At 71.6% G+C, this 19,998-nt stretch carries 21 protein-coding genes and 1 riboswitch; of the genes, 7 read left to right on the top strand and 14 right to left on the bottom strand.

Annotated features, from left to right (window positions below; translation table 11 throughout):
* Positions 1 to 136: 136 nt before the first annotated feature.
* The 3 genes from ACGFWI_RS29090 to ACGFWI_RS29080 all read right to left on the bottom strand — a co-directional run bounded on the left by ACGFWI_RS29090 (position 137) and on the right by ACGFWI_RS29080 (position 2,899).
* Complete coding sequence (locus ACGFWI_RS29090; RefSeq protein ID WP_393909005.1) at positions 137 to 469, bottom strand: hypothetical protein; 333 nt, start codon at positions 467 to 469, stop codon at positions 137 to 139.
* Positions 470 to 722: 253 nt separating this feature from the next.
* Complete coding sequence (locus ACGFWI_RS29085; RefSeq protein WP_393909004.1) at positions 723 to 1,577, bottom strand: bifunctional 5,10-methylenetetrahydrofolate dehydrogenase/5,10-methenyltetrahydrofolate cyclohydrolase; 855 nt, start codon at positions 1,575 to 1,577, stop codon at positions 723 to 725.
* Positions 1,578 to 1,598: 21 nt separating this feature from the next.
* Positions 1,599 to 1,687, bottom strand: a riboswitch (ZMP/ZTP riboswitch).
* A gap of 111 nt (positions 1,688 to 1,798) precedes the next feature.
* Entirely contained in the window at positions 1,799 to 2,899 is a 1,101-nt protein-coding gene (locus ACGFWI_RS29080; RefSeq protein WP_393909003.1) for a hypothetical protein, read from the bottom strand.
* A 162-nt stretch (positions 2,900 to 3,061) separates the two neighbouring features.
* Between ACGFWI_RS29080 and ACGFWI_RS29075 the strand changes: the two genes are divergently transcribed.
* The 3 genes from ACGFWI_RS29075 (at position 3,062) to ACGFWI_RS29065 (ending at position 5,075) form a co-directional block, all read left to right on the top strand.
* Positions 3,062 to 3,379, top strand: a complete 318-nt coding sequence (locus tag ACGFWI_RS29075; protein ID WP_393909002.1) for a hypothetical protein — start codon at positions 3,062 to 3,064, stop codon at positions 3,377 to 3,379.
* Between the two features lie 133 nt (positions 3,380 to 3,512).
* The gene (locus tag ACGFWI_RS29070; RefSeq protein ID WP_393909001.1) at positions 3,513 to 3,734 is read left to right on the top strand and encodes a hypothetical protein; all 222 of its coding nucleotides are present in this window, start codon (positions 3,513 to 3,515) and stop codon (positions 3,732 to 3,734) included.
* 102 nt (positions 3,735 to 3,836) lie between these two features.
* A complete protein-coding gene (locus ACGFWI_RS29065; RefSeq protein WP_393909000.1) occupies positions 3,837 to 5,075 on the top strand; it encodes an SPFH domain-containing protein in 1,239 nt (412 codons plus the stop codon).
* Between the two features lie 132 nt (positions 5,076 to 5,207).
* Here the strand turns inward: ACGFWI_RS29065 and ACGFWI_RS29060 are convergent, their stop codons facing one another.
* From ACGFWI_RS29060 to ACGFWI_RS29030, 7 genes are all read right to left on the bottom strand, one after another.
* On the bottom strand, positions 5,208 to 6,515 hold the full coding sequence (locus ACGFWI_RS29060; protein ID WP_393908999.1) for a benzoate/H(+) symporter BenE family transporter: 1,308 nt from the start codon (positions 6,513 to 6,515) through the stop codon (positions 5,208 to 5,210).
* Positions 6,512 to 7,714, bottom strand: coding sequence for a trans-sulfuration enzyme family protein (locus ACGFWI_RS29055; protein WP_393908998.1), 1,203 nt, complete (start codon positions 7,712 to 7,714; stop codon positions 6,512 to 6,514). Before ACGFWI_RS29055 ends, ACGFWI_RS29060 begins: the two co-directional genes overlap by 4 nt.
* Positions 7,711 to 9,561, bottom strand: a complete 1,851-nt coding sequence (locus tag ACGFWI_RS29050; RefSeq protein WP_393908997.1) for an FAD/NAD(P)-binding protein — start codon at positions 9,559 to 9,561, stop codon at positions 7,711 to 7,713. The genes ACGFWI_RS29055 and ACGFWI_RS29050 overlap by 4 nt, the downstream gene beginning before the upstream one ends.
* Positions 9,558 to 10,559 (bottom strand): 2,3-diaminopropionate biosynthesis protein SbnB, encoded by a 1,002-nt coding sequence (gene sbnB / locus ACGFWI_RS29045; RefSeq protein WP_393908996.1) that lies wholly within the window; start codon positions 10,557 to 10,559, stop codon positions 9,558 to 9,560. Before sbnB ends, ACGFWI_RS29050 begins: the two co-directional genes overlap by 4 nt.
* Before the next feature lie 16 nt (positions 10,560 to 10,575).
* Positions 10,576 to 11,583, bottom strand: coding sequence for a 2,3-diaminopropionate biosynthesis protein SbnA (gene sbnA / locus ACGFWI_RS29040; RefSeq protein ID WP_393908995.1), 1,008 nt, complete (start codon positions 11,581 to 11,583; stop codon positions 10,576 to 10,578).
* Between the two features lie 388 nt (positions 11,584 to 11,971).
* Positions 11,972 to 12,403, bottom strand: a complete 432-nt coding sequence (locus tag ACGFWI_RS29035; RefSeq protein ID WP_393908994.1) for a hypothetical protein — start codon at positions 12,401 to 12,403, stop codon at positions 11,972 to 11,974.
* Between the two features lie 146 nt (positions 12,404 to 12,549).
* Positions 12,550 to 13,176, bottom strand: a complete 627-nt coding sequence (locus tag ACGFWI_RS29030; RefSeq protein ID WP_393908993.1) for a TetR/AcrR family transcriptional regulator — start codon at positions 13,174 to 13,176, stop codon at positions 12,550 to 12,552.
* A 112-nt stretch (positions 13,177 to 13,288) separates the two neighbouring features.
* On the opposite strand from ACGFWI_RS29030, the gene ACGFWI_RS29025 reads away from it, so the two are divergent.
* The 3 genes from ACGFWI_RS29025 to ACGFWI_RS29015 all read left to right on the top strand — a co-directional run bounded on the left by ACGFWI_RS29025 (position 13,289) and on the right by ACGFWI_RS29015 (position 15,601).
* Positions 13,289 to 14,479: a cytochrome P450 gene (locus ACGFWI_RS29025; RefSeq protein ID WP_393908992.1), complete on the top strand. Its 1,191-nt coding sequence runs from the start codon at positions 13,289 to 13,291 to the stop codon at positions 14,477 to 14,479.
* A gap of 4 nt (positions 14,480 to 14,483) precedes the next feature.
* Complete coding sequence (locus ACGFWI_RS29020) at positions 14,484 to 14,699, top strand: ferredoxin (protein WP_393908991.1); 216 nt, start codon at positions 14,484 to 14,486, stop codon at positions 14,697 to 14,699.
* 143 nt (positions 14,700 to 14,842) lie between these two features.
* A complete protein-coding gene (locus ACGFWI_RS29015) occupies positions 14,843 to 15,601 on the top strand; it encodes a PE-PGRS family protein (RefSeq protein ID WP_393908990.1) in 759 nt (252 codons plus the stop codon).
* Between the two features lie 224 nt (positions 15,602 to 15,825).
* Here ACGFWI_RS29015 and ACGFWI_RS29010 read toward each other — a convergent pair whose 3' ends face one another.
* Positions 15,826 to 16,113: a zf-HC2 domain-containing protein gene (locus tag ACGFWI_RS29010; protein ID WP_393908989.1), complete on the bottom strand. Its 288-nt coding sequence runs from the start codon at positions 16,111 to 16,113 to the stop codon at positions 15,826 to 15,828.
* A 49-nt stretch (positions 16,114 to 16,162) separates the two neighbouring features.
* On the opposite strand from ACGFWI_RS29010, the gene ACGFWI_RS29005 reads away from it, so the two are divergent.
* Positions 16,163 to 16,756 (top strand): sigma-70 family RNA polymerase sigma factor, encoded by a 594-nt coding sequence (locus tag ACGFWI_RS29005; RefSeq protein ID WP_393908988.1) that lies wholly within the window; start codon positions 16,163 to 16,165, stop codon positions 16,754 to 16,756.
* Positions 16,757 to 16,842: 86 nt separating this feature from the next.
* Here ACGFWI_RS29005 and ACGFWI_RS29000 read toward each other — a convergent pair whose 3' ends face one another.
* The 3 genes from ACGFWI_RS29000 to ACGFWI_RS28990 are packed head-to-tail and all read right to left on the bottom strand — an operon-like array spanning position 16,843 to position 19,984.
* Complete coding sequence (locus ACGFWI_RS29000) at positions 16,843 to 17,331, bottom strand: copper chaperone PCu(A)C (protein ID WP_393908987.1); 489 nt, start codon at positions 17,329 to 17,331, stop codon at positions 16,843 to 16,845.
* The gene (locus ACGFWI_RS28995) at positions 17,328 to 19,706 is read right to left on the bottom strand and encodes a heavy metal translocating P-type ATPase (protein ID WP_393908986.1); all 2,379 of its coding nucleotides are present in this window, start codon (positions 19,704 to 19,706) and stop codon (positions 17,328 to 17,330) included. Before ACGFWI_RS28995 ends, ACGFWI_RS29000 begins: the two co-directional genes overlap by 4 nt.
* Positions 19,703 to 19,984 (bottom strand): hypothetical protein, encoded by a 282-nt coding sequence (locus ACGFWI_RS28990; protein WP_393908985.1) that lies wholly within the window; start codon positions 19,982 to 19,984, stop codon positions 19,703 to 19,705. Before ACGFWI_RS28990 ends, ACGFWI_RS28995 begins: the two co-directional genes overlap by 4 nt.
* Between the last annotated feature and the right edge of the window lie 14 nt (positions 19,985 to 19,998).

Below are 19,998 nucleotides of genomic sequence, written 5' to 3'. Positions count from 1 at the left end.
ATCAAGACCATGAAGGACACCGGCGCCGACATGAGCGTCAAATACAAGGAAACCGCACGCGGCGGACTCGCCGTCAACATCATCGAGTGCTGAGGACAGGCAAGTAGCCCGTGCACCGGACCCCGGCGGGGCGGACTCACCCGGGCGGCGCGGGTGCGCGCTCGCGCAGGATCGTCGCCACGGCTTCGGCGTCGTCCGGCGTGATGAACGGACGGACGAAGCGGCCCAGATCGAGGATCAGAGCGTCCTTCTTCGAGAACCGCCCCGGGTCCAGACTCGCCCAGTAGCGCGGGTGGGCGGTCCCCCAGATCCGGGCCTGACCGCTGAAGGCGCCGATCTCCACCCGCCGGACCGCCTGAATCGAGGCGTAGCGGACGGTCTTCGTGCCCCACGGGAAGTAGTAGCCGCGGATGCGCAGAGCATCGGCGGTGCACTCGATCCAACGGTCCCGGTAGAGGGTGTCTGTCATCGTCCGTCCTCAGCCTCTCGCGCCGTCGTGGGCCTCGATACGGAAGGCAAGCGCGGCACACCCGGCCGACCGCAGCGGCCGCGCGGGGCGGCAACTATGCCCGTCCCACCGCCCGCCACGAGGACAACTCGCCGTTCCGTCATATGTGTTCAAGCCTCCGGGGGTGGCCAGCTCCCCCTCGCGATCATACGGACGACCACCGCAAGCCGGGCGCACGCCTGCGCAACCATGACGGAATCTCAACGCACGGCGATCAGCCCGCCTTCAGCTGGACGGTGGCGGCATCGACGGTCTGGGTGAGCAAGGTGGCGATGGTCATCGGACCGACCCCGCCGGGGACCGGGGTGATCAGGGAGGCACGGGTGCACGCCGAGTCGAAGTCCACGTCACCGACGTTGCCGGGGTTGGACCCGGCGTCGATCACGACGGCCCCGGGCTTGAGGTGCTCGCCGCTCAAGAACCGGGGACGGCCGACGGCAGCGACCAGGACATCGGCGTCCTTGGTGATCGATGCGAGGTCGGTGGTGCGGGAGTGGCAGTAGGTGACCGTGGCATTGCGGGCGAGCAGCAGCATCCCGACGGGCTTGCCGAGGATCGCACTGCGGCCGACCACGACGGCGTGCTTGCCGGCCAGGTCGACGTCGTAGTGATCCAGGAGGCGCAGGATGCCGCCGGGTGTGCAGGAGGCGAAGCCGTCCAGGCCGAAGCTCATCGCGGCGAAGGAGTGGCAGGTGACGCCGTCGACGTCCTTCTCGGGGGCGATGGCCTCGAAGGCGGCGCGCTCGTCGATGTGCGGGCCGGCCGGGTGCTGGAGCAGGATGCCGTGCACGTCGGGGTCGTCCGACAGTGCGGTGATCGTGTCGACCAGCTCCGCGGTCGTGGTGGCGGCGGGGAGCGCGATATGCCGGGAGCGGATCCCGGCCTTCTCGCAGCGCGCACGCTTCATGCGGACGTACGTCGCCGAGGCGGGGTCGTCGCCCACCAGTACGGTCGCCAGACACGGGGACGTTCCGGTCTGCCGGGTGAGGGCCGCCGCGCGCTCCGCGGCCTGTTCGACGATGCGGCGGGCCAGTGCGCTGCCGTCCATGAGGCGTGCGGTCCGGGACATGGTGTGCTCCTGAGCGTCGTGTCGGATCGCCCAGGCGCGCGGCACTGGCCAGAAGTGGCCGAGCCGCTTCCCGGTGGTACTCCACCCAAGCGCCAGTCACGGCCCGGCGCCCACTGTAATCGACGCCCGGAAGCCCTGGAGGAGGTCCCCGGCATCTGCTCCGTCACGCGCGTCGAGCACCTCAACGGCCCGGCGGGCGGGTGCCCGAGGGACCGGGCCCGTCACACACCCCCTTGACCAGGGGCGGAGAGCGGCGGCGTGGTGGAGCTGGTGGCTTCCCAGTGGCTGAGGATGCCGTCCCAGTCGTGCTGCGCGGCGGTGATGGCACTGGCATCCCAGGTGGCGTGGGAAGGCTGTTGATACTGCTGGTGCTGTGGATGTTGTTGCTGGTGCTGTGTGTGCTGTTGCTGGTGCTGTGGGTGTTGCTGTGGGTGCTCCTCGTAGACCCGGTACTCCTGGTACTCCTGCTGGTCCGGGTAGTTCTGGTACTGCTGCTGCTTCCAGGGATCGTGCTCGTAGGACTCGCGTGGGGGCTGCGGTGGGCGCTCGCGCCAGGTCAGATGGGCGCTCTCGTGCTGTGGGGAAGGCGGGAGATTGGCCATCCGGCGGTGCCGGCCCGTGCGGTCCGGTGGCGGCGCCTGGGTCGGGCGGCTTTCGGCGGCGAGCTGTTGTGCGCGTGCCACAAGGAGCCGGACATCGAGTCCGAGTTCGGTGGCAAGCGCGGTGAGGTCAACTCCGCTGTGCCAGCTGCTCATCAGGACCGCGTCCAGGGCCGGCGCCCAGGCCGGTTCGCCGGGCTGGGGGGCGGCGGGGGCGGGGGCCGGCGCCGGCGCAGCCGGGCCCACGGGGTGCGTCGTGGGGTGCTGCGTGGAGTGCGCCGCGGAGTGCTGTGTGGAGTGCGCCGCGGAGTGCTGCGTGGAGTGCTGTGTGGAGTGCGCCGCGGAGTGCTGCGTGGAGTGCTGTGTGGAGTGCTGTGTGGAGTGCGCCGCCGGGGGCGTCGTGGAGTGCGCCGCCGGGGGTGTGGCGGTCTGCTGGGCGGGCGGCTGCTCGCAGGTGTTCTGGGCGAGTAGGCTCTTGGCGACCGCGCGGGCGTCGTCCTTGCCCACCGTGCGGCGGGCCAGGCGCACTTCGCGCTCGTCCAGGCCGAGCAGCTCCGCCACCACCCCGTCGCTGCCGACGGTCACGGCGAAGGCGGCCAGGGTCCGCGAACGGCGGGCCTCGGCCTCGTCGAGGAGTCCCTGCGTCCTGCGGACCTCGTCATCGCTGCTGCAAAACGCCTGTGCGAGTACGGCATGCCGCTCCCACAACTCCCTCGGTTCCATGACTGCGTCAACGTTTCTTCGCCGTACTTGGACTGCTTCCCGGCTATAGATCACTGCATAAGGTGATATTCGAGAGAGATACGCCCTTGCCTCCGCGGCGGAAGTACGGACTCCTGCAAAAATACGCAGTGACCCCAGGGCGGAAGAATCGTTTCTACGGCCATGAGCGACCCCTCTTCCGGCACCGTCGCAGGTCACGGACGGACCCCCCTCCCCCGCCCCGGGCACACACCACGGTGGATCACCGCGGAGATCATCAGGCAGACACCGGTGTACGCCGGGCTGGTCAAGCAGTGGACGGAGCGCGCCGCCACCGTACCCGGGGTTGCCGATCCGGAGTGGCAGCGGCTGGTCTCCTACCGCGCACTGATGGAGGAGACCGAGACGGCCCTGACGGCCCTCCGACCCCATCGCGCGCCCGATGTGCTACCGCCGAGAAAGCACGTCCCCGCGGCCCGTACCGCCCGGCTGGACGCCTGAACCCGGTGTGCGCCGGCCGGCGCCGGCCCGCGGCCTGAAGCGGCGCCCCGGCCGGAGTACCGTTGAGTTGTCGAGGATTTACCGCTGCCCGGCTCCTGCGCCGGCAGCGGCTTTGACCAGCGACGGAGCCCGGGTGAGCGCAACGGATGACACGGACTTCAGCCCGATCGGGGTGATCGGGCGGGTGACCGTCTCGATCCCGAGCGACGGGCCGGGCGAGGTGCTGCTGCCCGTACGCGGCGGGACCGAGGCCTTCGCCGCCTGGTCCCGAGAGCCCATCGCCCGCCATACACAGGTCATCGTGGTGGACCACACCTCGGCGCGGTCGGTGATCGTCGCGCCGCTGCCCACGTGACCGGCCGTCCGAAGACCGTGGCCGGCCGCCTGAGCACTGCCTTTCCCGCAGCCGTCCCCGCACACCCACCGAGGCCGGTCGCAACGGACCAGGAGCCTTTCGATGTTGTTCTGGCATGTTCCTGCGCCGAACGAGGCGCTGTTGATCTCCGGCTCGAAGCGCCGGACCGGGGACGCCCAATTCCGTATCGTCACGGGCCATGGCTGCTGGGTCATGCCCGTCAAGCAGAAGGCGAGCCTGCTGGCGCTGTCGCTGCGGGAGGCGGAGATCTCCGAGGACTGCGTCACCCAGCAGGGCATCCGGATCGGCGTCCGGGCGGTCGCCGTCTTCAAGGTCGGTGACGACCAGACCTCGATCGCCAACGCCGCGCGCCGGTTCCTGGACGAGCAGACCACCATGGAAGAGCTGGTGGGCCGGATCTTCGCCGGTCACCTGCGGTCGATCGTCGGCGGGCTGACCGTCGAGCAGATCATCCGGGAACGGGACCGGGTCGCCCAGGAGGTCAAGGACGGCAGCCACTCCGAGATGGAGAAGCTCGGCATCGTCGTCGACGCCCTGCAGATCCAGGAGATCGCCGACACCTCCGGATACATCACCAACCTCGCCGCTCCGCACGCCGCGGCGGTCGCCAGCGCGGCGCGGATCGCGCAGGCCAAGGCCGACCAGGAAGCCACCGAGCGGGAACAGCAGGCGGCGGCGCTCAAGGCCGAGTACGAGCGGGACACCGCGATCAAGCGGGCCGGCTTCCTCGCCGAGACCGAGCAGTACAACGCCCGCGCCGCACAGGCCGGCCCGCTGTCGCAGGCCAGGGCCTCGCAGGAGGTCATCGAGGAGCAGACCGCGCTGGCCCAGCGGCAGGCCTCGCTCGCCGCCCAGCGGCTGGAGGCCGAGGTGCGCCGCCCGGCGGACGCCGAGGCCTACCGGCTGCGCACCCTGGCGGAGGCACAGCGTGACCAGGTCCGCTTCGAGGCGGATGCCCGCGCCTACAGCGAGCGGGCCGTCGCCCAGGCACGGGCCGATGCGAACACGGCCCTCGCGGGCTCACTGCGGGACGGCAACCAGGAGCTGATCGCCGCCAACCGCACCATCGAGAACCTCCCCGCCCTCGCCAAGGCCGCGGCCGAGGGTCTCTCCGGCTCCCGGCTGACCGTTCTCAACGGCACCGACGGGGTGAACGAGATCGCCTCCGGCATCGTCGGCCAGGGGCTGGCCATTCTCGACAGCCTCAAGCAGGGGACCACCACGTCCGGCTCCGCTCCCCCGCTCGCCGACGGTGCGGGGCCGCTGCCGCAGAAGGTGACGAATCTGAACCGGGAGGGCGCCGGATCCGGCTCCTCCTGACCGTTCCCGTCACCCGCCCACGGCAGGGCTGGCAGGGCGGAACTCCTGACGGGCGGCGCCGGGCCGCCGGACACGGAGGGGGTCCGGCGGCCCGGCGGGGCCGGGTCCGCTGTCGGCGAACGGCGGATCGGGTCAGGCGGCGGATTCCTTGGGCGTACCGCGCCAGCGGGTCAGCACGAGGTGGGCGACGACCCCGAAGAGCAGTCCCCAGAAGGCGGATCCGATGCCGAAGAGGGTGACGCCGGAGGCGGTGGCGAGGAAGGTGATCAGGGCCGCCTCGCGGTCCTTCTCCTCCTTCACCGCACCGGTCAGGCCGCCGGCCAGGGCGCCGAGCAGCGCGACACCGGCGACCGCCGCCACGAGTTCCTTGGGCAGTCCCGCGAAGAGCACCACCAGCGTCGAGCCGAACGCCCCGATGAGGAGGTAGAACGCTCCGCAGGAGACTCCGGCCACATATCGGCGCCGGGGGTCGCGGTGGGATTCGGGGCCGGTGCAGATGGCGGCCGTGATCGCCGCGAGGTTGATGGCGTGGGAGCCGAACGGGGCGAGCAGCGTGGAGACCAGGCCCGTCGAACCGATCAGGAGGCGGTCCTTGGGCTGGTAGCCGGACGCGGTGAGCACCGCCATGCCCGGTGCGTTCTGCGAGGCGAGGGTCGCCAGGATCATGGGCACCGCGATGCCGATGAGCGAGGCGAGCGAGAAGTCCGGGGTCGTCAGGACCGGCTTGGCCAGCTCGATCCGGTCCAGATGGATGTCCAGCCGGGAGCTGGCCGCGCTGGCGAGGACGCCCGCCGCCAGGGCGACGAGTACGGCGTACCGGGGCAGCCAGCGCTTGGCCAGGAGGTAGGCGACCAGTACCGAACCGGCAATGAACGGTGCGGTCTTGAGGGAGGTGAAGACTCCTGTTCCGAACGAGAACAGGATGCCGGCGAGCATGGCGGAGACGACGGCGGTGGGCACCTGCCGCATCAGCCACCCGAACACCCCGGTCAGACCAACCAGGGTGATCACCAGACCGGTGATGAGGAAGGCCCCGATGGCTTCCGCGTAGGAGTAGGCGCCCAGGCTCGTGACCAGGAGGGCCGCACCCGGGGTCGACCATGCGGTGATCACCGGCATCTTGGTGCGCAGGCTCAGCGCGATGCAGGTCAGACCGCTGCCGATGGAGATGGCCCATACCCATGAGCTGGTCTGGGCGGTGTCGAGGTGCCCGGCGGAGGCCGCCGCGAGCACGATGACGAGCGGACCCGAGTAGGACACGACGACGGCGACGAAGCCCGCCAATACCGCGGACAGTGAGGCGTCACGCAGGAAGCCGGGACGGCGCCCCGGCCCTGCGGCCGGGGGCGGGCCGCCGCCTTCCGGTGCCGCGGGGCCCGCCGGCGGAGAGGAGTCCGGCGGGGCGGCTTCGGAGTGGGGAGTGGGGGTCTTGGAACTCAACGGTCTTCCTTAGCGGCCTTTTCAAGGGCCTGTTCGAGGTCGGCGACGAGGTCTGAGGGGCTCTCCAGACCTATGGACAGGCGCAGCATGTCCTTCGGCGAGGTACTACCCGGCCCTTCGAAGGTGTAGCGGTGTTCGATCAGACTCTCCACACCGCCCAACGACGTGGCGCGGATGAAGAGTTCGCAGTGGTTCGCGGTACGCAGGGACTGCTGCCATGCGCCGTCGACATGCAGGGAGAGCATGCCACTGAATCCCCCGGTCATCTGGCGGGCGGCGATCTCGTGTCCGGGGTCGGTGGGCAGTCCCGGGTAGGCGACGCGGCGGATGAGGGGGTGTTCCGCGAAGTGCTCGGCCACTGCCATCGTGGTGGCCGAGATCTGGCGCATACGGGGGAAGAGCGTGCGGATGCCCCTCATGAGGAGGTAGGTCTCCAGCGGCCCGAGTATCGGGCCGGTCAGCCGGCGGTGCAGCTGCAGCCGTTCCCAGATCGCGTCCCGGGCCTCCGTGCTCTCCGGCGCCTTGACGAGCAGTCCGGCGACGACGTCCGTATGGCCGTTGAGGTACTTGGTGCCGGAATGCATGATCAGGTCGGCGCCGAGTGCGAACGGCCGGGAGTGCACCGGGGTGGGGACGGTGTTGTCGACGCCGAACAGGGCGCCGGCCCGGTGCGCGATCTCGGCGCACGCGGCGAGATCGGTCACCGTCCAGGTGGGGTTCGCCGGGGATTCCGCCCACACCAGCGCGGTCGGGGCAGCGGTCACGGCGGCAGCCACCGCGTCCAGGTCGTTCATGGGCGCCTGGACGACGTCCAGGCCGCGCTGGGGGCCGAACTCCCGCAGCCACTTGGTGAGTCCGAAGTACATGGTCTGCGGGACCACGACCCGCGCGCCGGCGGGCAGTACCTGGAAGACGGACGTGGCGGCGGCCATACCGGACGAGAAGACGAGCGCGTCCGAGCCGCCCTCCAGACCCGCCACCACGTTCTCGACCTGCTCGTACCCCGGCGTCCCCTGGTCCCGGAGGTACGCCAGTCCGGCGGGCGACCGGTATTCGTTGTCGCGCGCGTAGGTGGCGCCCAGCCCGACCGGGGGCGGCACGGCGCCGGTGGTCGGGCAGCGCCAGCCGTCGCCCTGCGCGGCGCGCGTCTCGGGCCGGTACTCCTGCGTCCATGGGGTGAAGGTCTCGCTGTTGTTCATCGCTTCCTCGTCATCAGTTCCGGCAGAGCAGTGCCCAGGGCGAGTTCCGCGTCCAGCAGTGCACGGGAGGGCGCGCCGGGCGAGGGCACATAGTGGTTGTAGTAACTGGATCCCTCGGTGTGCGAGCCGAGGAGGAACAGACGCGGCTGCGCGGTGCCCGTACGGTCGATGCCCTGGCCCTGCCGGGTGACGTCGAGCCCGTGCACCGTGCCTCCGCGGTGGGCGAGGGTACGGAGGCGGCCCGCGGCGACGAGCGTGCCGAGCAGCGACCCGGGCACCCGGTCCGCGCCGGGCTCGGCCACATGCGCCTGCACCACGTGGTCGACCTCCATCCTCAACGGCTGGGCGAGACAGGTGGATTCCAGCCGCCAGGGGCCCGCTCCGGCCGGTGCGACGACCTTCGGCTGCGGGCCGGGGCCGAGCCGGACGATCCCCGCGTCGATCAGGGAGAGCAGCTCCGCCGACCGGTCGAGCTGCGGGCCGATCACCAGCCGGTTCACCGCGGGAGCGAACTCCCCGAAGAACGTGGCCAGGGACGCGTCGTCGACGCCAGGCGGGTCGATGACCGCCCGCAGGACATCGCGGTGGTCGCGGAGGACCTCCAGGGCCTCCTTGAGGGGGCTCGCACCGAGGCCTTCCCTGGCCTCGGCCAGATCGGCGGTGACCTCGGCGGTGAACCAGTCGCGGTAGGCGTCGTACCCCGTCCACTGCCGGTCCGTGACGTCAGCGGACAGGATCCCGGGCACCGGGCCGGGGCCGAACCGGGCCCGCAGCTCCGCCAGTACGCTCTCGTGCCCCGCCCGGGCGCAGCGCCTGGTGAGTTCCAGCCCCGCGCTCATGGCGTCGCCCAGCTCCCGGGCCAGCAGCGCGCGGTAGTAGGCGAGTTCCATCTCGGCCTCGACGAGCGGCAGGACATCGTCGGCAAAGCGAAGCCGTCCCTCCGCACGGTGGGTGCGGAGCGCGTCGAGACGGTCCGTGGTCAGCGCCAGCGGCGCGAAGCGCACCCGTCCAGGGTGGAGGCGGGGGCGGCTGCGCGAGGGCAGCCCGGAGCGGTTGGTGAGCACGATCGACGGCTCCCGCCCACTGGGGAGGTAGCGCATTCCGTCCGCGCCCGTCGTGTGCCTGCCGCCGCGTCCGAGCGTCAGCGTGGCGATGACGTCCATGGCGGTCAGCCCCGCGCCGAGGACGGCGACGCGTTCGCCCGCTCCGATGCTGTCGAGCGCCGCGGGCAGCGGGTAGGGGCGGGTGACCAGTCGTGGATCGGGGGCGGGCGCCGCGGGCCGGTAGAGCGTGTGGTGCCCGACGGTGACGAAGACGACGTCGGCTTCGATGCGGGTGCCGTCGGCGAGGACCACCGTCTCGGTGTCCGGTGCCCCGGGGAGGATGTCGACGGCGGTCGTACCGTGCCGGACCAGCGTGAGGGTCTCGGGCGCCGCGTCGGCGATCTCCTCCGCCGCCCAGACCAGATATTCGCTCAGGAGCCTGCGCGGCAGGAAGTCGTTCGGCCGGATCTCCCGTCCTTCTCCCGCGCGCACGGTATAACCGTCGTCCGCCAGCCGCAGATCCCGTTGCCGGCACCATGCGTGGAGCGAGGGGCCGGGCGACGGTACGGGGCCGTCCACCATGTCCGCGTCGGCGAAGGCCGTCAGCTGTGCGCAGACGGTGTTGAGCAGGAGGTGGTCGGGCTGGCCGGGCAGGTGGAATCCGGCGCCGAAGGGCTGCGGGTCGATGAGGTGGACGGTGAGCGGGGCCGGCCGGTCGAGGCAGTGCGCGACCAGCCGTTCGAAGATGCCCAGGCCGCGCGATCCGGCACCCACGATCGCGACGGAGCGGGGTATGTGGTTCACCACCGGCGGGTCTCCCCGAAGAAGTTGGGCACCTCGATGGCGGTGCCGTCCTTGCGGGCCTCGCCCAGGACGAACGCGCCCACGGCCAGGTCCAGCACACCCAGGCCGAACGGCGAGAAGATCACCGGGCGGTCCGGGGAGAGCGTCACCTCGCCGTTCAGCACTCCGGCGAGGGTCCCGTTGACGAACTCGCGGGAGCCGGACAGCTGCTCGGCGAGGTGGGGTGAGGTCTGCGCCTTGAGGCAGTGGTCGATGTCGTCGAGGACGTTGTCCGCCGCCAGGACCACCTCGGGGGCCAGGTCACGCAGGGAGACATGGAGCACGAGCTGGCCGGGCTTGAACGGCGTGCTGACGTAGGGCTCCAGCGCGGTCGTGGCGAAGACGACGGTGTCGGCCCCCAGCGCGGCATCGAGGTCGGCGGTGAAGGTGGCCGCACGGTGCTGCGTGGTGCGCACATGCTCGGCCAGGGCCTGTCCGGAGGCCTCGTCGAGGTCGTGGACGAGGTACGAGTCCGGGACGCAGCCCGCGACGGCGAGGTAGTCGCAGATGTTGCGTGCGATGACTCCCCCGCCCACGACGGCGATCCGGGTCCCCGCGAAGCCGTCCGGGCGGAGCGCGATGGCCGCGACGGCCGCGGAGGCGGCGGTACGGGCCGAGCTGATGCTCGCGGCTTCCAGGCAGGCGATCGGGTAGCCGGTCTCGTAGTCGTTCAGAAGGAGGACGGCCGATGCCCGCGGGGCTCCGATGCGGGTGTTGCCCGGGAAGCTCGCAATCCATTTGATGCCGGCGAGCTGGACGTCGGCGCCCAGGAACGCGGGCAGCGCAATGATCCGGGAATCCGGCTTGTCCGGGAAGCGGAGGAAGTAGCTGTCCGGATTGATGGAGTCTCCGGACTCATGCGCCCGGTAGGCGCTACGCACAATGCCGAGAACGTCTCCGCGCTTGTCGTCGAGGACCTGGCGCACCGTTTCTCCGGCGACTATCTCGAAGTTGAACATAAATCTTCCCCCCGTCTCAGGCCGGTGCCTGAGATATCTTGTGGCCGGCTATCTCGGGCCAGCGTTCGGCCACCCATGCGTCGTTGTAGATGGTCTCCAGATAGCGATCGCCGAAGTCCGGTGAAATCGCCACCACGACACTTCCGTCCGGGATGTTCTTGGCCGCGTCATGCACGGCGCACAAGACCGTTCCGGACGACCCGCCCAGCAGCAGTCCGCGTTCTTCGGCCAGCGTCCGGCACATCTCGACGGAATCCGCTTCGGGAATCAGCACGACGTCGTCGATATTCCGTGTGTCCAGTATTTCCGGGCGCCGGCTCGTCCCCAGTCCCGGAATGTGCCGCCGGGAGGCCGGCCCGCCGAAGGTCACCGAACCCGCGGCATCCACCGCGATGATCCGGGTAGCGGGGCTGTGCCGGCGGAGGTACTCCGCGCAGCCCATCAGCGTTCCCGTCGTACCGGCGCCGATGAAGGCGTAGTCGATATGGCCGATCTCCTCCAAGATCGCACGGCCGGTGCGATCCCGGTGCGCCTGCGGTCCGGCCGGGTTGGCGTACTGGTTCAGCCAGTGGAGATCGGGATCGCGGCGCAGCCGTTCGCCGATGTAATCGATGCGCGATTGCAGATAGCCGCCCTGGGCGTCCCGGACGTCGATGACCACCACTTCGGCACCGAGGACCTCCATCAGGCGCCTCGACTGGACGGTGGCATTGGGGTCCGTGACACAGGTCAGCGGGTATCCCTTTGCCGCACACACCATTGCCAGGGCGACGCCGAGGTTTCCCGACGTCGACTCGATCAGCCGGGTCCGCGGAAAGCAGCGACCGGAATCCTCGGCCGCTGCTACGAGCGCGACGGCGGTCTTGAGCTTTACCGAACCGGCAGGATTGAGACCCTCCAGTTTGAGGAAGACCGAACTCCCCGGAACCAGTTGGTCAAGCCGGATGAAGAGATCATCCAGCACAAGATCATAAACTTCTTCCGCTATCACCAGAATCCAAACCGTTGAAAATGGGCAGCGCAAAGCAAGTGCACTCGCTCAAGCGAGATACCCATGGGCTTGATGGTCGGCGCACGGGTCAGGTGCGCGCTACGCAGAAGGGACCCTTTCCCCCGTCCCCCATTGGCCGCAAATCCCCCATTCACGATGCGACAGGGCAATCCTGCCATCCCGCAAGCCCTATGACAACGATTCACCTGAATCCAAAAAACGTTGAAACGTGAAATGTGGCGGGGCAACTCGGCGGAATGCAATCCTCCTGTTAACCGGTCGGTCCGGCCGGGACCGTACGGATACCGGCACCACGGCCCTGTTGACGCCAGGGGACCAGGCGACCCGGCACATGGCACGGCATGCAGAGGGGGCCCGGGATGCATCTCCCCGGGCCCCCTGTACGGCTACCTGACGGGTTCTAGAGCAGTCCGAGCACCCCGAGGCCGAGCAGCCCGTCCCGGCCCAGGCCGTTACCGTCGCGGCCGCCTTCGCGCCCGAGGCCGCCTTCGCGCCCGAGGCCGTCGTCGCGCCCGAAGCCGTCGCGTTCGTAGCCGCCGTCACGGCCGGAGCCGACGCCGTCGCGGCGGCCGCTGTCACGGCCGTAGCCGTCGTAGCCGTCGTGGCCGCCGTGCCCGAAGCGGCCGTGGCTGTGGCCGTGGTGTCGGTTGTGATGCCGGTTGTGGTACCGGTCGCCGTAGTGGCCCCTGTCGCAGTGGCGCGAGTAGCACTTGGCGGTCTGTGAGCTGTTGGGGACCGGGATTGCGGCGGTGGCGGCGCCTGCCGTCGGCACCACCAGGGCAGCCGCGGCCAGGCCGGCCACTGCAAGGCCGCGAGGGATCGAACGGAGCATGTTTCCACCTTCACTCGACTCTGCAGAAAAAGAATATTCTCTGCAAAACTGACAATAAGGGTGGCTTTGTCCACCGACTCGCGACCCGCCGCAGAGTCACTGGAACGCAGCACGAACTGCAACAGGCCACGCCACGACTCGCCCGCTCACTCCGGAATCGGGCCGCCTTCCCCGTCGGTCCCCGCACCCTGCGGCAGGCCCTCCAGCAGACCCCCCAGGGCGCCCACGACGAGCCGGCACACCGTGTCGGGATCGGCGCTCGCCAGCGGCTCCTTGCCGACCACCACACGCATCAGGCCAATTCCCAGCAGCCAGGACAGCGCCAGATCCCCGCGCAGGGTCCCGGTGTCGGACTCGGAGAGCGTGGCGAGCACCGCCGCATACTCCTCTCCCAGCCCCCGCAGCGCATCCGCGATCTCGTCGCTGCCGCCGATGGAGCGCAGACACACCTCCAGCGAGCGGTCGGCGCCCTCCCTGCCGCCGGCCAGCATGCCGCGCAGCGCGACCTCGAACAGCCGCTCGGCGGGAGTGGTGCGCAGCTGCTCGTGGCCGCCATGCGCCATCACCTCCCCGAACAGAGCCTTCTTCGAGCCGAAGTAGCGGAACAGCAGGGCCTGATTGACCCCGGCGCGGGCCGCGATGTCGCGCACCGTGGCCCGCTCGTAGCCACGCTCGGCGAACAGCTCCGACGCGGCGTCGAGCAACCGCAGTCGCGTGCCCTGTGCGTCCCGGCGGTAGGTGCTCGGCACGTCGTGCTGCGGGGACTCCGCCATCGTCACGCTCCTCTCCGTTGGCCCGTCACGATGACGGCCACAATGCGTCGTTGACCGCCCCGAGGGGGCGGCCTACCTTATGTAAGCAGGTGCTTACACAAGGGAGGTCACCGTGACCACAGCCGACACAGCACCCCTTTCCTACCCCTTCAATGTCCCCGAGAGCCTTGAGCTTTCCGAAGAGTACGAGCAGGCCCGCAACCGCCCGGGGCTGCTGAAGGTGCGGATGACGTACGGCGAGCCGGCCTGGCTCGTGACCCGGTACGCCGAGGCCCGGTTCGTCCTCGGCGACCAGCGCTTCAGCCGTGCCGAGGGCGTCCGGCACGACGAGCCCCGGCAGTCCGAAGGGCGCCGCGACAGCGGCATCCTGGGCATGGACCCGCCCGATCACACCCGGCTGCGCACGCTGGTGGCCAAGGCGTTCACCGTCCGCCAGGTCGAGAAGCTCAGGCCGCAGGTCAAGCAGCTGGCGAACGAGCTGCTCGACGAGCTCGCGGCGGCCGGGCCGCCCGCCGACCTGGTGGACCGTTATGCGCTGCCCATCCCCGTCGCGGTGATCTGCCGGCTGCTCGGCGTGCCGGCCGAGGACCGGCCGCGGTTCCGGGTGTGGAGTGACGCCGCTCTGTCGACAAGTTCCCTCACGGCGGCGGAATTCGACGCCAACCTTGAAGAACTCCGCTCCTACATGCGGCAGTTGATCGAGGAGCACCGGCAGGCGCCACGGGACGATCTGATGACGGCGCTGATCGACGCCCGGGATGTCAACGACCGGCTGTCCGAACTCGAACTCGTCGACCTGTGCGTCGGGATCCTGGTCGCCGGGCACGAGACCACCGCTACCCAGATCCCCAACTTCGTTCTTGCGCTGCTGGATCATCCGGGCCAGCTCGCCCTGCTGCGCGAACAGCCGGAGCTGATCGGCGGAGCCGTGGAGGAATTACTGCGGTTCGTGCCGCTCGGCAGTGGCGCGAGCCAGCCGCGCTATGCGACGGAGGACATCGAGGTCGGCGGGACGCTGGTGCGGGCCGGCACCCCGGTCCTGGTGGCGGTGGGCGCGGCCAACCGGGATGCACTGCGTTTCGACGCACCGGGGAAGCTGGACATCTCCCGGGGCGGAACCCAGCACCTCGGGTTCGGTCACGGTGTCCATCACTGCCTGGGCGCACCGCTGGCCCGGCTGGAGCTTCAGGAGGCGCTCATCGCCCTGATCACCCGGTTCCCTGAGCTGCGACTGGCGGGCGACGTGGAGTGGAAGAGCCAGATGCTGGTGCGCGGTCCGCGGGTCATGCCGGTGGGGTGGTGAGCTGATGACCTGGAAGGTGGAGATCGACCCCGAGCAGTGCATGGCCTCGGGATCCTGCGCCGCCATCGCGCCGGATCTCTTCGCCCTGGACGGCGCGCACGCCCGTCCGCTGAACGAGCGGATCGACGAGGACGAGCGCGCCTTGGACGCCGCCGACATCTGCCCGGCCGTCGCCATCACCGTCCGGGACGGCGAGAAGGTCATCGGGCCCCGGCCCTAGGCACGGCAGGAGCGGCAACCACTGACGACGGGGCGTGGCGGGTGGCCGCGCCCCGTTGCCGGTTCCGCGTGGATCCGGTCGGCGCGGCAGGCCGGGGCCCCTCTCGTTCCGCTGCGGAACAGGGGTGCGACGATGGGCCAGTCATGGATGCGGGGCAGGTTCTCAGGGGGCTACGCGCGGCGGTGTTCGCGGCGGTCTGTGTGCTGCTCGCCGCGCTGGGGCACATGGTGATGTCCGATGCCGTGGTACCGGCGTGGATGCTGCTCGTCGCCGGGGCGGGGACCGCGGCCGGCGCCTGGTGCTGTGCGGGCCGGGAACGCGGGCCGCTGTGGGTGGGGTTGCTGACCGTCGGCACCCAGGCGGCCCTGCACAGCGCCTTCTCGCTCGGCCAGGCGGTCGCCCGTACCGGAGGCGGCGAGCGCTCGCTCGCACGCCAGTGGGCGGAGAACTGGCTGTGCGGCGCGGAGGGGATGCGGCTCTCCGGCCGGGACGGCGCACAGCTGCAGCAGCTGATGCATCAGCAGATGGCGGCCATGCCCTCGATGGACCATGCGGGCCCTATGCAAGACATGGGCGGCATGGGGCACATGGGCAGCATGGTCCACCCGGATCAGATGCCGGGAATGCACGGCAGCGCGACCGGCATGCTGGCCGCCCACCTGCTGGTCGCACTGCTCAGCGCCGGATGGCTGTGGGGCGGCGAACGGGCGGCGTTCCGGCTCGTACGGACCGTGTCGGCCCGGCTGTTCGCGCCGCTGGTGCTCGTCCTACGGGTTCTGCTGCCCGAGCCGCGGCCCGCCGTCCGTGCCGCCCGTCAGGAGCCGCGGCGTGCGGTGCGGCAGTTGCTGCTGGCGTATACGAGGTCGTTGCGGGGTCCGCCGCATGAGCCGGCTGTCTGCTGACAGCACGGTCGAATTCCTGAGCCGACGGACGGGCGGGCGCCGAGTGCACCCGCCGACGGTCCCGGCTCCGACTTCACCGGTCCCCGCCGCGCGCGGCGACCGGATCATGCGAAGGACTCCAGATGATGATTCCTGTCCGGATGCCGGTGGCGCTGCTGCCGGTGTCCGTTCCCGGCGCACCGGCCGACGGGGGCGGGCGCCCGCGGGCCACCGCTTCCCCCGCCTCAACCGGCCCGGGTGCCGCCGCTGTCCGCCGAGCCGGGAGATACCCCCGGCCGTGCGGCGGCCGGCCGCAGCCGGGCGAGCAGCGCATCGGCGGCCGTCGGGTCGTCCTCGGGGTGTGCGGCGGCGCGGTCGAGGCCTGCCGTCAGGGCATGTGCCTGCGCGTCCCACAGTCGGCAGTCCCGGCAGCCGGCGAGGTGGTCGTCGAGCCGGCCGGGGGTGAGCTCGGGTGGCAGTTCCTCGCCGTCGAGGCGGGCGGAGAGTGCCGTACGGATGCGCGAGCAGAGCATGCGTCCATCCTCCACGAGGCGCGAACGGGCTGCGAGGGGCGGTCGCGGTATGCGGGATAACGAGGCGGTGACGGGCTGGGCGCTGGCCGCCCGTACCGGTGACGAACGGGCCGTCGAGCAGTTCGTGCGGGCCACTCAGCTCGATGTGCGGCGCTATGTGGCGCATCTCAGCGGTGATCCGCAAGCGACCGACGACCTGGTGCAGGACACCTATGTCCGGGCGCTGCGCAGTCTGCCGCGGTTCGAGGGCCGGTCGTCGGCGCGGACCTGGCTGCTGACCATCGCCCGGCGGGTCGTGGCGGACCGCATCCGGTCCCACGCGGTGCGGCCCCGGCTGGCCGCGACCGACGACTGGCAGACGGCCGCCGAGCGGGTGCAGCCGCGGGGTGTGCCGGGGTTCGACGAGGGCGTCGCGCTGGCCGAACTGCTGGCGGCGCTGGCGCCACAGCGGCGGGAGGCGTTCGTGCTCACGCAGTTGCTCGGGCTGCCGTACGCGGCGGCGGCCGGGGTGATGGGCTGCCCCGTGGGAACCGTGCGGTCCCGGGTGGCGCGCGCCCGGGAGACGCTGGTCGCGTTGCTGACGGAGGCGGAGCGCCCCGAACCGGCCGACGGGCCACGCGTATACGAGGACGCCCTGGCCTGACGGGCCGCGCAATCGGGCGAGTGACGGGGCTCATGGGTGGGCGAAGGCCGGTCCATGAGCCCCGTGGCGTCGGGGGCCCGGCGGGTTCACCGGCCGGGACGTACCGCGCGGGCCCGTACGGTCCGTGGCGGGCTGTGGCGGAAGTGCAGCGTGAAGGTGAGCCGGTCGCCGGGCGCGAGCCGTGGCGGCGGGCTGACCATGACGTCCAGGGTGGTCGGCGTCATGGTGAGCGCGCCGCCCGCCGGGACGGTGGCGGCCCGGACCATCGTCATGCTCCGGGCGTTGTGCCCGATGTCGACGGTGCGGCTGAGCATCGCGCGGTGGCCGGCCGGGCCGGTGACACCCGTCAGGACGTCATCGGCGCCGCCGGTGTTGCGGAGGGTGAAGAACGCGGCGGTGGCCTCGGCTCCCGAGGGGATCAGCACCCGGCCCTCGGGGACGGTCAGCTCCGCGGGCCGGCCCGCATGGCCGGTGGCGGTCCATGCGGTGAGGGTGCCGAGGGTCGCCAGACAGGTGAGCAAGGGGACGGCGAAGGACGGGACGGACAGCCGTTTCATGACGGACAGCCGTTTCATGAGGTCTCCCGGCCGGCCGGTGTCCGGCGGTTGTGGGGGCGGCGGGCCGGATTGCCGGGCCCGGCCGGGCGCCAGGCGCGCAGCCGCAGACTGTTGCCCACGACGAGCAGGGAGCTGGCGGACATGGCGGCGGCTGCCGGCATCGGACTGAGCAGGCCGACGGCGGCGAGCGGCACGGTGACGAGGTTGTAGCCGAAGGCCCAGACGAGATTGCTGCGGATGGTGCCCAGGGTGCGCCGGGCCAGGCGTACCGCGTCGGGGATGGCCTGGAGGTCCTCGCGTACGAGGGTGACATCGGCGGCGCCGATCGCGGCATCGGTGCCGCTGCCCATGGCGATCCCGAGGTCGGCGAGGCCAAGGGCCGCCGCGTCGTTGACGCCGTCGCCGACGACGGCGACCCGGCCGCCCTGCTCCCTGAGGGTGGTGACGAGGGCGGCCTTGTCCTCGGGCCGGGCCCCGGCGTGGATTTCGGTGATGGTGAGATGGCCGGCCACCGCGCGGGCGGTGGCGGCGCGGTCGCCGGTGGCCAGGACCGGCCGCAGCCCCAGGCGGCGCAGATGCTCGACGGCGCGGTAGCTGTCGGGGCGGAGGGCGTCACCGACCGCGATGACGGCCTCCGGGGTGCCGTCGACGGTGACCTGGACGGCGGTGTGTCCGGCCGCCTCCGCGGTGCGCACCGCTTCCGGCAGCGGGGCCGGCAGGCCGGTGAGGTCGCCGGGCCGGGTGACCTCCACCCGGTGCCGGTCGGCCGTGCCGTGGACGCCGTGCCCGGGTGTGGCGGCGAAGTCCGTTACGGGCGGCAGCAGTTGGCCCGGGAGGCGGGCTTCGGCGGCTGCGCCGACGGCGCGGGCCAGCGGATGTTCGGAGCCCTGCTCGACGATGGCGGCCAGCCGCAGCGCCGCCGCGGATTCGAGGCCGCCGGTGCGCGCGGTGAGGGCGGTGACGCTCATCCGGCCCGTGGTGAGGGTGCCGGTCTTGTCGAGGACGACGGTGTCGATGCGGCGCAGTCGCTCCAGCGCCTCCGGCCCGCGGACCAGGATCCCGAGCTGGGCGCCCCGGCCGGTGGCGGCCAGCAGCGCGGTCGGGGTGGCCAGCCCCAGTGCGCAGGGGCAGGCGACGACGAGGACGGCCACCGCCGCGGTGACCGCGGCCTGCGGGTCGGCCCCGGCGCCGAGCCAGAAGCCCAGGACGGTGACCGAGACGGTCAGGACGGCGGGGACGAAAACGGCCGCCACCGCGTCGGCGAGCCGCTGGACCTTGGTCTTGCCGGTCTGGGCGTCCTCGACGAGCCGGGTGATCCGGGCGAGCTGGGTGTCGGCGCCCACCGCGTCGGCCCGTACCTCCAGCAGACCACCGGAGTTGACCGCGCCGCCGACGGCCGCCGCCCCCGGACCGACCTCGACGGGGCGGCTCTCCCCGCTGATCAGGGACAGGTCCAGGGCGGAACTTCCCTCGACGACGGTGCCGTCGGTGGCGACCCGTTCCCCGGGCCGGACCAGGAAACGGTCGCCGGCCCGCAGCCGGTCCACCGGGATGCGCCTGACCTGGGCGCCCCCCATGCCGTCGGCCGTGCGTACCTCGACGTCCTTGGCGGCGAGTTCGGCCAGGGCGCGGAGCGCGGCCCCGGTGCCGCGCCGGGCCCTGGCCTCCATCCGCCGCCCGGCCAGCACGAACAGCGGCACACCGACGGCGGCTTCCAGGTAGAGGTGCGCGGCCCCGTCGCCGGCGGCGGGCAGCAGGCTGAACGGCATCGTCATTCCGGGTGCCCCGGCTCCACCGAGGAACAGCGCATAGGCGGACCAGGTGAAGGAGGCGACGACGCCGAGCGAGACCAGGGTGTCCATGGTGGCCGCGCCGTGCCGCAGACCACGCAGCGCGCGGGCGTGGAAGGGGGCGGCGCCCCATACGGCGACGGGCGCGGCGAGCACGAAGCACAGCCACTGCCAGTCGCGGAACTGCCAGCCGGGCACCATCGACAGGACCAGGACGGGCAGCGAGAGCACCGCGGTCACCAGCAGCCGGTGCCGCTCGGCGCGGGCGCCGTCGTCCCGGTCGTCCGGGCGGCCGGCGAGCGACGGCCGGTCTTCCGCATCCGGCGCCGGGGCGGGCCCGTGGAGCTGTGCGGTGAATCCGGCGGCCTCGACGGTGCTGACGAGGTCGGTGACGGAGACCGCCGCGGGGTGGCTGACCGTTGCCCGGCCGGTGGCGAGGTTCACCGTGGCGGCGACGCCGTCCAGCCGGCCGAGCTTCTTCTCGACCCGGCCCACACAGGCCGCGCAGGTCATTCCGCCGATCGTGAGGGTGGTGGTGCCGGGCGGGGCCGATGCCGCGAGCGGGGGCGATGACCGGGGTCCGGGCCGGGGCTGCGGCGTCATCGCGGCACTCCCCCCGTCACCGGGCGGGGGTCCGCGCCACCCATGCCGTGCATACCGCCCATGTCCCCGTCATCGGCGGGCGGGCCGCCTCCCGTACGGGCATCGCCGGCCGGGCGCAGATCCGGGGCCACCGGACCGGCGACGGCACCGGCCGCGTACGACAGCGTGCCGAGCAGCGCCAGCAGCACGAGGAAGCCTATGACCGGCCGTGCGGGCAGCAGCCGTTGGACGGCCTGACGGAGAGGGGGCCGACTGCGGTCGGCCGAAGAGCGGGACATCGCGTCATCGTGGC

The sequence above is a fragment of the Streptomyces sp. NPDC048434 genome (assembly GCF_043200375.1).
Taxonomy (GTDB): Bacteria; Actinomycetota; Actinomycetes; order Streptomycetales; family Streptomycetaceae; genus Streptomyces.
The sequence above is the reverse complement of the archived record's forward strand: the minus strand, read 5'-3'. Positions and strand labels throughout refer to the sequence as shown.